Here is a 13,344-nt window from a genome sequence, read left to right as displayed (position 1 = left end):
TCACCGTTGGGGTAAATTGCGGGCGCGGAGGATCTTTCGATGTCTCGCGCAGAGTTGGCGTTGAGTTCATCGTTGGCGACCGCGAGCGGAAGCTAAGCAATCTCGTCGGATTCTTCCAGCACGGGTAAACTTGCGTTCGTGAACACCCCTGCCATCGCAATCTCAGACACTTCAAGCATGTGGAACAAAAGCAGATCAAATACGTTGTGCCGTTCCCAACATGGAGAGCGTCATGCAAACTACACCCCGAGCCAAAGGCGAAGCTATCAGCAAGGATCCTGACGAATGGACGACGGGAGACGAGCCAATGACTCCGTCGCAAGCTTCCTACTTGAAAACATTATGTGAGCAGGCGGGCGACGACAGAAGCTACGCCGAAGATCTAAGCAAAGCCGAGGCCTCGAAGCGAATCGACGCGCTAAGGACTGAGCTCAAGCTCTAAAGGCGCTGGGAGACCTACGACAGGTTGGTCAGTTTTGCGGTATTTGGCCTCTGATCTGGACGGTCGTATTAGTGAAGGTGGTAGAGTTTGCTAAGGATCTTCAATTCTCCTGCGATCTTGAGCAGAAGATAGTCGGTGAACCTTGTGGTTCCAAATTCGTCCTCGACCTTCGCAGTGGCTGCATCGCCCGTAATGTCGAGCGATGCGACTGCCCAGTTGGGGCTGGTGTTCGGCGGCAAGGCCGCACTCATCACCTCGCCGACATAGGCATCGACACTCAGCCATGGAGCTCGAAGAGATCGCGGCTATCTACCCGCTCTATCAGCAAACCGGGTATGGGCGGAAAGTGGGCGTAGGCCGACCATGTGGTTGTCGACGCCGAGATGCGCAGTGCTGGTATCGGCGCCAAACTGATGGGGCGGATCGAGAAGGAAGCAGCGCGTTTCGGCTGCGACATCACCCGCATCTCGATACGAGCGCACACACAAATTCTACAGCCTAAACGGTTAGGCCGATGATGCGCTCGTTCTGGTCAGCCACTGAGTGCGTGGGCCGAGGCAGAGTTCCCACAATATGCTGCGCACAAAGTAGCGACAGAGCGGGCCTAGAAGCGACATAGCGCCGGGTGTGAACGCGAACGCAGCCGGCGCCCGAATGCGTTCAGCGAGCGCCGTCGCGTCCACCTTGCCTTTCTTTGACGGCCCTGTGTTCAGCTTCCCACGGCAACGCGTGGAAGTCGGGCTGGTGCCCCGCTTCACGGTAGCCAGCCTGAGTGAGTAACTTGCTTTGTCCCGCTCCACAACGCAAACAAACGGCGGATTCCCCAAGCACCTATAAACGCCTACAGCTTTTTCCATGCGACAGGTGTGCTGCGGGTGCTCGAAGATGTCGTCCTTCATTGCGATGACAGAACAGGGAGCGAGGACAACTCTTTTTTTGATTGCAGAGAGAGTCTGAGCGGGCTTACTAGTGAGGGGTTTGCCATCGCTTTGAGGAGGCTGCGATGGTTGCAACGCCCATAGATATCGCTCAAGCGGCCACTACGGCCACCTTGCTGATGCGCCTTCGTCAACGTCATCGCGATGACGTGGCGCGAGGCTGGGAAGATGCCGACCCTTCTACTGTTGCCGTCTCCCGTACGCCTGAGTGTCAATGGCGCGATTTAGCCAAGGCCCTGGTGCACGATTGGTTCGAGCTGATCGAAACTGGCTTGGTGGATTGGATCGTCAGCAAGTAGCCGCTGCCCGCCAGCGGCCCAGCAGCCGTCTGCGGGACTTTGCAGCGGGCGCGCTGGGCCTGACCGGTGGGGCGGTGTGGTATCCGCCGGCTGGCGAACATATGCGCCTCCGGTTGTGTGCGTCAAGTTCTGCAAAATGGGCGATCATGATGCTGGTCATGCGGCTTGGCGCAGAGCGAGCTTCTTGTGCTCGCGCAGGTCGTCCATGTTGATGTATCGGTTGGCCTCCATCCAGTTTTCATTGGTCTCGACGGCCAACGCCCTGACCAGGCGCAGGCAGCTTTCGGTATTGGGGAAGATGCGCACGACATAGGTGCGCCGGCGGATTTCCTCGTTGAGCCGCTCCAGCATGTTGGTGGATTTGAGATGCTTGTGGTGCTGTCTCGGCAGCCTGAAGAAGGTCAGGGTTTGTTCGATGGCATCCTCGGCCCAGCCTGTCAGGCGCGGATAGCGTGCCGACCATTTGGCAAGCCATGCGGCAAGATCAGCCCTGGCCTCTGCGAGATCGCGCCGGTCGTAGAGCCAGCGCAATTCCTGCAGGCAGTCGTCGCCGTGCTTCCTCGGCAGATGATCCAGCGCGTTCCTGAGGAAGTGCACGTAGCAGCGTTGCCAGGCGGCTTCGGGGATCACCTCGCCGATCGCTGCCACCAGGCCGGCGTGATCGTCGGACACAACCAACTCGACGCCCTTGAGGCCGCGCGCCTTGAGGCCGACGAGGAAGTCCCTCCAGGCCGAGCGGCTCTCGCGATTGGCCATCTCCACGGCCAGGATCTGGCGCCTTCCGTCCCAGTCGATACCGACCGCGATCAGCACCGCCTGGCTCATGACAACACCGGCTTCACGCACCTTCTCGTAGCGCGCATCGAGGATGAGGTAAGGAAACGGCTCTTGAAGGGGGCGCCTGGCAAAGGCAGCGAGGCTCTCGTCCAGCCGCTTGTTGATGGCCGAGATCGACGAGGCCGAGAAAGCATGGCCGCACAGTTGTTCCGTGATCGCCTTCACCTTGCGGGTCGACACGCCCTGCACATACATCTCCGCCAGTGTCGCCACCAAGGCCCGCTCGGAACGCTGGTAGCGCTCGAACAGCTCGGTGGAGAAGCGCCCGGCCCGGTCCTGCGGAACCCGCAGCTCGAGCTTGCCGACCCGCGTCACAAGGGTACGGCCGTAATAGCCCGAGCGATAGCCAAGCCGTTCGGGCGTGCGCTCGCTCTTCGAGGCACCCAGCGCCTCGTCCATCTCGGCCTCAAGCACCTCCTGCATCACCGCACGGAGCACTTCGTGCAATCCATCCGGGTTCGAAAGCAAAATGTCTTTGACGGCAGCGCTGGCGGTCTTAACTTCAGTCTTGGTCATGGTGGCGTTCCTTCGCGGGAATCAGGTGACGTGAACAATCACCAGCCTGCCATGACCGCCCCCTCTCAGCGAATTTGCAGAACTCTCAGCACACTACCGCGCCTCCTCCCAACGCCAGCGAAACATCCAAACGAACGAGGCGATCTAACAGCGATCTCACCGTCCAGCCAACACATAGGCCTATAGCAAAGGCTTATAATCGCTGAGAGAACGAAAATGGCCGACGCCATGGTTGGGGAACCCGGGTGGGTAGGCGCCGGCCACAAGCGGAACAGGCCCGCCGCGCCACACACATGGCTGATTTGTCATCACGTGGTTATGGTGTGATCGCGTAGGGCTAGACCAGCGGAACTTAGTAAACGCCGCTTATTAAGCGATCCTCGACGCGATCGTTCATCGCCACGACGACCTGGGAAACTTGACGGTTGCAGCCCTCTGCCATGTCGAGCTCAAGTCATGAACATCGGCCCTCCGATCATGAGCAGGCATGCGCCCATCCTACCATATCGCGCTGCCGGTATCGCAAGGCACCGGCAGCAAGGGGGAGGCGACCAGAGCCGATGTGAAGGGACTAGGCAGCTAATATTCGCTTGCGCTAATTTAAATGTGCCGTAACGTCAGCCTCAGCCTTTTTGGGGAGGCACAACGTGGGGAGTATGATGAGAGTTGCTGTGTTTTGTGCGGCGATCGTGATCGCTGGGACTGGTGTCGCTGTTGCCAAGGAGAAGAAGGTGGTGGTGAGTGACGCCACGGACCTTTGCTCTACGAAGCACTCGGCCAAGAAGCAGGTGCTCGAGCTGGACTGCAGGCCGACCGGAACCGCCAAATTGCCGGCCGGTGGAACGCCGGAAAAGCCGGGCCTCGGATACGACACCGATCCGTGGCTGGTTAAAGGCCTTTAGACACTAGGCGACGGCAACACAGCGCGGCTAAGGGGATGTGCGCTGGCGGTGAAGCCTTCTTTGTTCTCTCATCGGTGGAACATTGTCGCCTGAAAACGCTTCGGACGGTGCACTGCCCCATCAGTGCAACGTTCCCTTCCTTGTTTGCACTGGCCGGCTGCCGAAAGGTGGCCGGCTTTTTTGTATATAAGCGCGACCTGATGTTTGGGGCTTGTTGATTGGACAGCAGCGAGTGGCCGCTGCTGGCTTAGCGTCCAGGACTGGAATCTGTAAAGGCGAGATCACCAAGGCAGGGATGACCAGACTAAATAACGGTTTCGTCTGTTAGCCGCCACGCCGACGATAATTGAATTCAGAAGGGAGTCGGCCCGGCTGCCCAACATCAGGGTGCAAAAGACAGCCGGGCCAAGGCTGGAAAGAGTTCCGCTCCAGCCCAGCCGTGCCCGGCACGATACGCATCGCACCTGGGCGCAAGCGGTACCAATGGCTCGCCTATTCCGCCGCGCCTTTTCGGCAGGAAACCCTCGGCCTCATCACAATGGAGGGCGACATTCGCAGCGCCCTATGGAACCATCCAGAGTGACATAGGCTGTTTCATGGAACTTCCTGATGACATCAGGAGGCCTGTTAAGCATGCCAGTTGTTCGCGCTCATAGCTCAGATGCAGGTTGGAGCCCTTCCTAGTGCACCAGTATGAGAAGCGAGAACTAGGAACCGGGAGTGCTGCGAATAGATTGCCGCAGTCCAGCTTTCATCAGAGCATGGCAAGGGCTGCCTTTCTCTCCACGTTGGCAGTCGTCCTGCTGCTCGCGCTATTGCCAGACCACCTGCTGCACGCCCTCGGATTGGCCTTTACGTCTCATCACGACAAGCTCAACCACGCCGCCGCGTTCGCCACCTTGTCAGCTTTGGGTAGCCTCGGCTGGCCCCAACAGGTGGTCCGGCTGGCGGTTCTACTTGCTTTAACGGGCGCAGCGATTGAAATCCTTCAATGCGTCACAGGGCGTGACATGAGTGTCTTCGACTGGTTTGCCGACTGCGCCGGAATGGCATACGGGCTGAGAACTATGAGCTGGGTGAAGGAGATTCTAGGCGAATCGGTTATTTGATCGCCACAGGCTCCGCCTTACCGCCGCCGTCTTGGCCCACTTGCCAGCCTCACGCCCGGGGCCGCCTTCGATCACCCTCGCTATTGCCGTTCAATTTCCGACGCAAAGGCCGATAGCAAGGGAAATAGGTTTCTGGGCCGCTCACCATTTAGACTTAGGTCCGATTCTCTCGCGCAAATGGCCGAAGCCGGAAACATTTCTCCTTCTACTTTGTTGCAGTGGCCGTGCCGCTGAGGAGAACATGCACAGTGCCTCTATCAAATGAACTGCGCGACGTACCGATAGAATTCCAATGCCCCTCCTGTTCGTGCCCAATGGTGAGAAGGGGATCCTGGCTGAAAACGATTGCCGGTTTCAGCTGCGATAGCTGCAGGTCCAGAGTGCGGATCGGCTACGAAGCGAAGCTGGCCATATTCGACCGGCACCTTAAGCGACGCGCGCCGGATCTGGGCCGACGACCAATGGAGTGCGATCCCGGCAACGGTTCCTGAGAGTGTGTCGGCAATTCAAGCTCCAACTGCTTGCGGTCTGCCGCAAGTCCAAGCTTTCATCTGGTCGCAGGGTCAGGCGGCTCTTCGTCCGTACGGAACCGATGATGGCGAGAGGTTTCGATGCGCTCGGAGCACCGAGCAGGTCGACACGTTTTTCGTAGCGACCACCAATCTCTAGCTGGCGGCTCCGATGCTCTGACGAGGTGCGAGCAACTTGATCTTCAATAGTCTTTTTCGAGCCAGCATGCGCGCCGCCTCCGCGATGCGGTCTCCGTAAGCATCGGCGACGAATGATAGCGTCGACAGGTCGATAATGAGGTCGTCGATCGCGCCCGCCAAGACACTGGACCCGCGCCCAAATTGATGCACCAGCGCCAGCACTTCCTTGAGTGCCGTCGAGGCTTCACCCGCATCCAGCAGCGCCTCGATGTCATCGAAAACCTGCATCCCGACCCTCCCGCTTTAAAACGGTGGCAATTTCGCGCGAAAAGAAAGCGCCTGCCAAAGTGCTCGCGCACGAAGGCGGCTATTCAAACAACAAGAAAGACCCTGGTGGCCCAACGATGAAGGGCGTCCATGGAGGGCGTTCAGCGAGACGCAACTGAGATTCGGCGCGACATTAAAGGACGGCGATGCTTCAGCCGCGCTCTCTTACGAGCAATCCGAGCAGCGCCCAGCCGCCAGCCAATCGAAGATGTACGCCAAGACCGATAAGCTGGCGGAGCGTTTTGCCGAGACTGAAGACGCGGTGAATCGCTCAGCGAAGACATGACCGAGGTGGAGGCGGTCTCTGCCGAGGTGACCCGGTGGAAGTTGATGGGCCTCGGCGCATTGGGCGTCACTGGCTGGCAGCGGCGGCGCTCGCCTCGCTTAGTTACGCCCTGTTGGTCTATCTGGCGCGTGCTGCGCGGCGGATGACGAGCAGGCGGCATAGTCGACAGGCTCTCAAGATGGCTGGTGATGTGTGATGATCGCGTCGACGGGAACAGCTTTGCGATTACGCACGAGTTCTTATCAGTTATGCTCGGTGTCAGGCGGCCCGGCGTCACCATAGCGCTGCAAACCTTGGAGGGCCAAGGTCTGATACGCTCAATGCGAGGAGAGGTAGTCATTCTTGATCGCGCGCGTCTAATTGCGCTGGCAGATGGGTCATATGGCAGGGCTGAAGCCGAATACGCTCGGCTAGTCGGCAAACTGCATTGACGGCAGACGCCGCCCCCGTGCACAGTGCCCCTGCAACAGAGCCCGCCGGCTGAGCCACGGGTGTTTTTGCGTCAGGCGGGAACATTCCCGCTCTGAGGCTGTTTGGCTACAACCGGCTCGTTCTTCAGCGGTCCGTGCCGGTGACCAAGATGCGTCCCTCACTCGTCATGGGATGGCCCACGCAGCCTCGGAAGCAGGCGCGGGCCATCCCATCAAGCCCTAGCCCCACGGCAGGGGCTTTTTGCTGTTCGGATCTGATGCGGTCCTGGCGGGAGTAAACACTGTCACTCCGTGCCGAGGCGAGTTCCTCCCGGAAATGGTGCATGAGCGCTCGCTCTTCCGCCAGACATGATCGGAGCGACCGTGCCATTTCGATACAAACGGATGATTCTATTGCGTAATCTTTGCTCATCGTCGCATTCAAACTCGCGCTGAGTCTGATTGTTCCATGAGCAAGAGCGCCCGGCTATTGAAAACCGAGCGACTTCTTTCGTTTGCCGACTTGGCTATTGCGCAAGAGCAACACCCAAACGTGAGGTATAGCTCCCTCAGCGCCTCTGGTTGACAATCGTTTCGGCCTGAGATTCCGACGACCTCGGTGCGCCGCTTTATCTCGCCGTTGAGACGTTCGATCGGATTCGTCGAGTGGAGCTTGGCGCGATGTTCCTTGGGGAAGGTCGATGTAGGCCAGCACGTCGGGCTCGGCGTCGTCCATGATTGTCGCCAGCTTCGGCACCTTCGGCCGGATCTGGTCGGCGACGGCGCGCCATTGTACGGACGCGGCCTCGGGCGTTTCCTGGGCGAAAGCGGTGGCGATGAAGGCTGAGACGACCCTGCGGCCGCTCTTGCCGGCATGGGCCAGCACGTTCCTCATGAAGTGGACGCGGCACCTCTGCCATGTCGCGCACAGCACCTTGGTGACGGCCCCCTTGAGGCCTTCGTGAGCATCGGAGACGACGAGCTTGACGCCGCGCAGGCCGCGACGTGTCAGCTTGCGCAGGAACACTGTCCAGACGGCTCGGCCTCCGAGGTGCCAATCTCCATGCCCAGTACCTCGCGCCGGCCGTCCGCGTTGACACCGACGGCGATGATAACGGCGACCGAGACGATCTGCCCACCGCGGCGGACCTTCAGGTAAGTGGCGTCGATCCACAGGTATGGCCAATCGCCCTCGATCGGCCGCTCGAGGAAGGCCTTCACCTTCCCGTCGATCTCCTCGCACAGCCGCGAGACCTGGCTCTTGGATATGCCGCTCATACCCATGGCCTTGACCAGGTCGTCAACCGACCGGGTCGAGATGCCTTGCACATAAGCTTCCTGGATGACGGCGGTTAGCGCCTTCTCGGCCATGCGGCGCGGTTCGAGGAAACCTGGGAAGTAGCTTCCCTTCCTGAGCTTCGGGATGCGCAGCTCGACCGTGCCGGCCCGCGTCTCCCAGTCCCGGTCGCGGTAGCCATTGCGCTGGGCGAGCCGCAGCGGGTTCTTCTCGCCATAGCTGGCGCCGGTGGCCGCGCCCACCTCCATTTCCATCAGTCGCTCGGCGGCAAAGCCGATCATCTCCCGCAGCAGATCGGCATCCGGGGTCTTCTCCACGAGCGTGCGCAGGTTCATCATGTCGTCGGTCATCGGTGGTCCTTCCGAAATGGGTTGGCGTCAACAACCAAACCCTACCGGAAAGCGCCGATGACCACCCACACCCCGCTCGCTGGCTACAGCGCTACTAACGGCGCGCTCGTGAGCGGCTTCGCTACCGCCGAGCTACACCCACCTGATGGGACACGACCTTTCATTTGCATTAGGAACAACGCGTAAATGGAAAAGTTGGTCCACCGCAGCGCTCGTGAGGATGCCTTACCGCTGCCGGCCGGCGGCAAAGGGTCCGGCCCGCGCTTTCCTTCCTAGTGTGACGCGGCCCTGAAGGCTGCCAAGTTGTTCCTGCCTCACTGATCCAGTTCAAGCGGATCGTGATCTGGTTGCTCGTGCCACATCACCTGGCGGAAATCGCGTTTGTCGACCTGCTGACCGCAGATCGGGCATGCGTGAAATCGATCGTCACAGTCCTGCGGTTGGTGTGGCTTGTCGGGGATAGGCGGTCCAAGGTCGGCTATTCTAGCCATGCGCGACCGAACAAGATGCTGCGGCAAAGTTCCGTCAGTTTGGTTTTCTCAGTTGGTGAAAGACATCGCACCAAAAGCGGTAGTCATCTGGTCGACCGTCGAAATGCGCCTCCAAAGCGCAGTGCGCCACGGCGGTCGGTGCTTCCATCCCATAAAGTTCGATCGCAGATTGAGCGGCCTGATCTCTGTCGACGAGATCGGCAATCTTCAAAGCGGCGAAATCAGCGCTCCGGATCGCGAGCCTCCGTGGACCAAATATTCCCAACACCTAAGGGTGACTATATGATCCCCTCATGGCAACTCTGCGGTACGACGAAAGGCAGGAACCGGATGGGACGTGGACGGTATTCGACGTGTTCACCGGGCTCCCGGCTATTGTAGCGGGCCACCCATCTGTCGACCTTCCCGACATGGAGTATGCCGAAGAGCTGGCCGCCATCCTGAATGCCAACGACCTGAAGCAGAGGCTATCTCACGGTAGGTTCCCCGGAGGGTTCGCCTGACCGAAGTGGCATTAGCCCCCGGTCGTGTTGCCCATCCAGGTTGGTTCGTCCGATCCGAACAAGCAATTGTTATTGATCTACCGGCTACGACGGTTTTAAGTCGACTCGCCATTGCTTTTCGTAGGGAGGATCCGGAACCCCATATACTATGGCAGTTACACCCTCAGGAATGGCTCCGATCGGTTGAACTACCAATATGCGCACACCGAGCAGCCACCCTATGATAATGGCGGCTACGCAACCAGTGCAGCCAAAGACGCCGAACTTCTTCATCGCATCGCACCTATTCCCCGCATCCCATCATAGTACCTGATGGCGTGATGGTGCATTCGTTGCCTTCAGTGTCCACGGAATGAGTTCCGGTGCTGTCTGTCCAGGAGCGAATGGAGTGGAGTTTCCTTCGCTATCGCTACTGGTGATCTCTTGGCATCCGTTCGGAAAGCGAAGAGTTTCGGTGTCAATCGAATAGTTATTCCCTTCGGTATCCTACGATCTCACATGTTGATCCCCATTTTTACCGGAATAGGAATCTGTGCAGACCCTGTAGTCGCTTTCACCCAAGCAATCAGCGTATGCGGAAGCGGTGCAGCCGAGTAGAAATGCTGCCGTCAATCCGGCAAGCACCGAAACCGAGATGCGGCTTGGGATATGTTCGAGGCGATGTCAGCCACGCGGCACTGACTGACTTTCATTCCGCAGAAGAGAAACGAACAGCCCGCTGCGGCTGGTGGCGGGTTTTCATGTCGCGTTTCATGTCGCGTCCATCAGCCGCGCACCAGTAAAAACCGTTGGAAACCAAGGATACTCAGTTGCAACATGAGCTGAATATTACAGAAACAAGCGGTGCCCAGAGGCAAGTAGAAATGTCTGTGCTTTCAGATCTTACCACGCACATAGCATGCGGACAACCAACAGAAATGGCAACAATAGATTCCTGTGGGTTATTTCATTCCTCCCGGAATGTCCGACTGATTTGGTCCGACAGCGGCTTCACGAAATAGGAAAGCGCCGTACGCTCACCCGTCTGGACCATCGCTTCGGCCGGCATACCGGGCACGAGCGTCAGGCCCTTGAGCTTCGTCAGTTCCGCCTGCGGAACCGACAGGCGCACCAGGTAGTACGAAATGCCGTTTTTTTCATCGGTCGCCAGATCGGCTGCGATCCGGCTGACATATCCGTTCAATATCGGCGTGGTTCTCAGATTGAAGGCTGACATCCGCAGCACGGCCTTGTGACCAAGCTGGATTTGGTCGATGTCCTTCGGGGTGATTCGTACTTCAAGCGCAAGATCGTCGCCTTCCGGCACGATTAGCATGATCGGATCGGCGGGCGTGATCACTCCGCCGACCGTATGAATTGCGAGTTGTTGAATGGTGCCTGACTGCGGCGCGACGATATCGATCCGCCGCAGTTCCTGTTCAACCGCCACCTTGCGCTCAACATACTCCCCGACCTGCGCCTGAACCTCTCTGAGCTCCTGGCCCACTTCCGACTTGAAATCCTGATCGATCTGCGGGATCTGCAGGCGCGTTTCGGCTATGCGGGCTGCCGTCTGTGCCTGATCTGCGATCTTCTCACCGCGTTCGCCACCGAAAGTGGCAACCTGGATCTTCAGGCTGTTCAACCGTTGGTCCGAGACAATGCCTTGGTTGCGCAGCCCACTTAGAACAGCAATTTCCTTTTGGAGAACCTCGATCATTTTTTCACAGGCAATTTCCTGCGCCTTGAGTCCTTCGATCTCGTGGTGATATTGAGTAATGCGTTCCGCCAATTGCGCCTGCTTCCCGTCGCGGGATTGCCTGCGGAATTCGAACAGCAACGTCTCGCTATCTATTGCCGAAGCTACGTCCGGAACATCTCTTCGGGCGAGTAGCCAGTCCGGGAAGGGGATTTCCGCGAGATCGTCACGCTCAGCATCGAGTCGTGCCAGGTAGGCGGCCAGCTCATCGAGCCGCTTGGTGACTATGGCGAGATTAGCGCGCGCCTGGGTGGCATCGAGCCGCATGAGGATGTCGCCGGCTTTTACCTTATCGCCTTCGCGCACCAGGATTTCTCCCACCACCCCGCCAGTCGGGTGCTGCACCTTCTTGACATAGGAAACGACGACAAAGTGTCCGGACGCTACAACCGCACCGGAGAGATTCGTGAAGGTCGCCCAGGCTCCGGCTCCTCCCACAAAGATCACGCTCGCCAGAAAGCCCGCCACCAGGTGGCGGCGAATGGAGCTTGAAACGTCATTGTTCTGATCAATGCCGGACACCGGTATCCTCCATGTCAGCGCGCTCTGCCACGTTATCCTGTGTAGACTCGATGGCCTTCAGGACTTTGGAAGGCGCACCGAATGATCGCTGCCGTCCACCTTCCATCACCAACACCAAATCCACGGCGCGGATGACGCTCGGCTGATGGCAGACAACAACCGCAATGCCCTTGCGCTCGCGCACGGAGGCGATCGCCTTAGCGACTGCAGCTTCGCCTTCCGCGTCGAGATGGATATTGGGTTCATCCAGCACAACAAGGAACGGGTCTCGATAAAGGGCACGGGCAAGACCGATAAGCTGGCGCTGCCCGGCGGAAAGTGCCGATCCGACCTCACCAATCGGAGTTTCGTATCCGTGCTCAAATCGGAGGATCAGTTCGTGCGTGCCCGCTGCTTTCGCCGCGGCGACAATAGCCTCAGGGTCAGGATCATGTTCAAAACGAGCAATGTTTTCGGCAATGGTGCCGTCGAACAGTTCAACACCTTGCGGCAGATAGCCGATATGGCGGCCTAGTGCTTCCCGGTCCCATTGATCGAGGCTTGCGCTGTCGATGCGAACCTTCCCGGCGACCGGCGTCCATGCGCCGACAATGGCGCGCCAGAGTGTCGACTTGCCCGAGCCCGATGGACCGATGACCCCGAGTGCGCTTCCCGCCTGAATGGCAAACGCAATGCCGGTCACGGTCGGCTTGCTTTCGCCGGGCGGAACAATTGTCACGCTTTCGAGGCGCAGTTCGCGTTCAGGTGCAGGCATAGGCACAACAGGAGCGGTTTCAGGAACCTTTTCCAAGAGGTCCTCCAGCCGCGCCCAACTCTGGCGCGCCATGAGGAAGGGTTTCCAGCTTGAAATGGCCAGATCGACCGGAGCCAGCGCACGCCCCATCATTATCGAACTGACAATCATGACCCCGGCCGTAGCCTCCTGCCTGACGACAAGGTACGCACCGACGGTAAGAATGGCCGATTGCACCTGCAGGCGCAAGTCGGCATTGCAACGCGCTGCTTGCAGCAGACCATTGCGTGCCATGTTGTGGGCAACGGTATCGCTTATCGGCCCTTGCGAGAGAGTGTTGGCAAGGAGTGTCAGAGATGTGAGACCGACCGCCCCGATAAGTGCCGTCATGCCGATCCAGAAATGAAGGAGGAAGCAAATGCCAAGATAAAACAGCATCCATGGCAGATCGAAGAACGCTGTCGGACCGTTTCCACCTAAGAAGCCGCGAACATTGTCGAGATCGCGAAGCGGCTGCAAGCCGTCGCCCGGCATGCGCGTTGAAAGCGGAAGGCGAACGATCGCATCGTGAACGCGTCCGGAAAACTGTCCATCGAAACGCTCGCCAATCCGCAGCAGCACGCGGGCGCGCAAAATGTCGAGCAGGCATTGGAACGCATAAAGCCCCGCAGCAAGCACGACGAGCCCCACCAGCGTGGATACGCTGCCACTTGCCAGAACGCGGTCATAGACCTGAAGCATGAACAGCGGCGAGATGAGCGCAAGCACGTTGACCACGCCGCTGATCAACACAATGCCCCAAATCGCGGAAGTCAGAGGGAAGGGTCTCAAAGCTGAATCCTTTAAGGAATGGTTGTCACGTAAGTCTCCGGAGGCTGGCGACCCAGCTCCCTATATTGCTCCCCGACCGGCAACCGACTGCATCCGCTCACTGGTTCAGGATCAGTGCTCCCGCCGAATATGTTTGGTCCCGGCGTTTAATGGAGCGGGTCAA

14 protein-coding genes and 2 pseudogenes are annotated in these 13,344 nt (G+C 58.9%); 9 read left to right on the top strand and 7 right to left on the bottom strand.

Translation table 11 applies throughout. The annotated features are described in order from the left end of the window. Window positions 1–232: 232 nt before the first annotated feature. Window positions 233–442 (top strand): DUF3072 domain-containing protein, encoded by a 210-nt coding sequence (locus NL532_RS31000; RefSeq protein WP_031193277.1) that lies wholly within the window; start codon window positions 233–235, stop codon window positions 440–442. A gap of 68 nt (window positions 443–510) precedes the next feature. Here NL532_RS31000 and NL532_RS30995 read toward each other — a convergent pair whose 3' ends face one another. Then, entirely contained in the window at window positions 511–693 is a 183-nt protein-coding gene (locus tag NL532_RS30995; protein WP_023698908.1) for a nuclear transport factor 2 family protein, read from the bottom strand. A gap of 114 nt (window positions 694–807) precedes the next feature. Here NL532_RS30995 and NL532_RS32355 point away from each other — a divergent pair, with 114 nt between their 5' ends. Together NL532_RS32355 and NL532_RS30990 are read left to right on the top strand one after the other, a co-directional pair. Next, window positions 808–960, top strand: a complete 153-nt coding sequence (locus NL532_RS32355; RefSeq protein ID WP_352496840.1) for a GNAT family N-acetyltransferase — start codon at window positions 808–810, stop codon at window positions 958–960. A 485-nt stretch (window positions 961–1,445) separates the two neighbouring features. Continuing rightward, complete coding sequence (locus tag NL532_RS30990) at window positions 1,446–1,679, top strand: hypothetical protein (RefSeq protein ID WP_050591009.1); 234 nt, start codon at window positions 1,446–1,448, stop codon at window positions 1,677–1,679. Between the two features lie 156 nt (window positions 1,680–1,835). On the opposite strand, the gene NL532_RS30985 is transcribed toward NL532_RS30990, so the two are convergent. After that, entirely contained in the window at window positions 1,836–3,032 is a 1,197-nt protein-coding gene (locus NL532_RS30985) for an IS256 family transposase (protein WP_286487860.1), read from the bottom strand. A 659-nt stretch (window positions 3,033–3,691) separates the two neighbouring features. Here NL532_RS30985 and NL532_RS30980 point away from each other — a divergent pair. Both NL532_RS30980 and NL532_RS30975 read left to right on the top strand, forming a co-directional pair. Next, window positions 3,692–3,934, top strand: coding sequence for a hypothetical protein (locus NL532_RS30980; RefSeq protein ID WP_155923840.1), 243 nt, complete (start codon window positions 3,692–3,694; stop codon window positions 3,932–3,934). 734 nt (window positions 3,935–4,668) lie between these two features. Then, window positions 4,669–5,043 (top strand): VanZ family protein, encoded by a 375-nt coding sequence (locus NL532_RS30975; protein ID WP_286487859.1) that lies wholly within the window; start codon window positions 4,669–4,671, stop codon window positions 5,041–5,043. Window positions 5,044–5,708: 665 nt separating this feature from the next. Here NL532_RS30975 and NL532_RS30970 read toward each other — a convergent pair. Continuing rightward, window positions 5,709–5,981, bottom strand: a complete 273-nt coding sequence (locus tag NL532_RS30970; protein ID WP_023698300.1) for a hypothetical protein — start codon at window positions 5,979–5,981, stop codon at window positions 5,709–5,711. On the opposite strand from NL532_RS30970, the gene NL532_RS32350 reads away from it, so the two are divergent. The 3 genes and pseudogenes from NL532_RS32350 to NL532_RS30960 form a co-directional block, all read left to right on the top strand. Further along, complete coding sequence (locus tag NL532_RS32350; RefSeq protein WP_348524287.1) at window positions 5,924–6,139, top strand: glycosyl hydrolase 108 family protein; 216 nt, start codon at window positions 5,924–5,926, stop codon at window positions 6,137–6,139. The two genes, NL532_RS30970 and NL532_RS32350, sit on opposite strands and share 58 nt — an antisense overlap. A 163-nt stretch (window positions 6,140–6,302) precedes the next feature. After that, entirely contained in the window at window positions 6,303–6,452 is a 150-nt protein-coding gene (locus tag NL532_RS30965; RefSeq protein WP_245265671.1) for a DUF1515 family protein, read from the top strand. Between the two features lie 18 nt (window positions 6,453–6,470). Further along, a pseudogene (locus NL532_RS30960) lies at window positions 6,471–6,737 on the top strand (Crp/Fnr family transcriptional regulator); the annotation flags it as partial. A gap of 582 nt (window positions 6,738–7,319) precedes the next feature. Here the strand turns inward: NL532_RS30960 and NL532_RS30955 are convergent. Both NL532_RS30955 and NL532_RS32495 read right to left on the bottom strand, forming a co-directional pair. Further along, window positions 7,320–8,363, bottom strand: a pseudogene (locus tag NL532_RS30955) (IS256 family transposase); the annotation flags it as partial. Window positions 8,364–8,888: 525 nt separating this feature from the next. Further along, window positions 8,889–9,122, bottom strand: a complete 234-nt coding sequence (locus NL532_RS32495) for a Y4oE-related protein (protein ID WP_023699541.1) — start codon at window positions 9,120–9,122, stop codon at window positions 8,889–8,891. Between the two features lie 25 nt (window positions 9,123–9,147). On the opposite strand from NL532_RS32495, the gene NL532_RS30950 reads away from it, so the two are divergent. Next, entirely contained in the window at window positions 9,148–9,357 is a 210-nt protein-coding gene (locus NL532_RS30950) for a hypothetical protein (RefSeq protein WP_023672260.1), read from the top strand. Between the two features lie 946 nt (window positions 9,358–10,303). Here NL532_RS30950 and NL532_RS30945 read toward each other — a convergent pair. Beyond that, entirely contained in the window at window positions 10,304–11,617 is a 1,314-nt protein-coding gene (locus tag NL532_RS30945; RefSeq protein WP_023698296.1) for an HlyD family type I secretion periplasmic adaptor subunit, read from the bottom strand. Beyond that, window positions 11,604–13,139 (bottom strand): type I secretion system permease/ATPase, encoded by a 1,536-nt coding sequence (locus NL532_RS30940; protein WP_502881992.1) that lies wholly within the window; start codon window positions 13,137–13,139, stop codon window positions 11,604–11,606. Before NL532_RS30940 ends, NL532_RS30945 begins: the two co-directional genes overlap by 14 nt. Window positions 13,140–13,344: the final 205 nt, after the last annotated feature.

This window comes from Mesorhizobium sp. C120A (assembly GCF_030323105.1).
In the GTDB taxonomy this organism is placed as follows: domain Bacteria; phylum Pseudomonadota; class Alphaproteobacteria; order Rhizobiales; family Rhizobiaceae; genus Mesorhizobium.
This window is presented reverse-complemented; position numbering and strand designations above follow the sequence as displayed.

Bases quoted from the DNA above. Each gene is read 5' to 3' on its own strand.
- NL532_RS31000 (WP_031193277.1), top strand. From the start codon at position 233: ATGCAAACTACACCCCGAGCCAAAGGCGAAGCTATCAGCAAGGATCCT.
- NL532_RS30995 (WP_023698908.1), bottom strand. From the start codon at position 693: ATGAGTGCGGCCTTGCCGCCGAACACCAGCCCCAACTGGGCAGTCGCA.
- NL532_RS30990 (WP_050591009.1), top strand. From the start codon at position 1,446: ATGGTTGCAACGCCCATAGATATCGCTCAAGCGGCCACTACGGCCACC.
- NL532_RS30985 (WP_286487860.1), bottom strand. From the start codon at position 3,032: ATGACCAAGACTGAAGTTAAGACCGCCAGCGCTGCCGTCAAAGACATT.
- NL532_RS30980 (WP_155923840.1), top strand. From the start codon at position 3,692: ATGAGAGTTGCTGTGTTTTGTGCGGCGATCGTGATCGCTGGGACTGGT.
- NL532_RS30970 (WP_023698300.1), bottom strand. From the start codon at position 5,981: ATGCAGGTTTTCGATGACATCGAGGCGCTGCTGGATGCGGGTGAAGCC.
- NL532_RS30965 (WP_245265671.1), top strand. From the start codon at position 6,303: ATGACCGAGGTGGAGGCGGTCTCTGCCGAGGTGACCCGGTGGAAGTTG.
- NL532_RS30950 (WP_023672260.1), top strand. From the start codon at position 9,148: ATGGCAACTCTGCGGTACGACGAAAGGCAGGAACCGGATGGGACGTGG.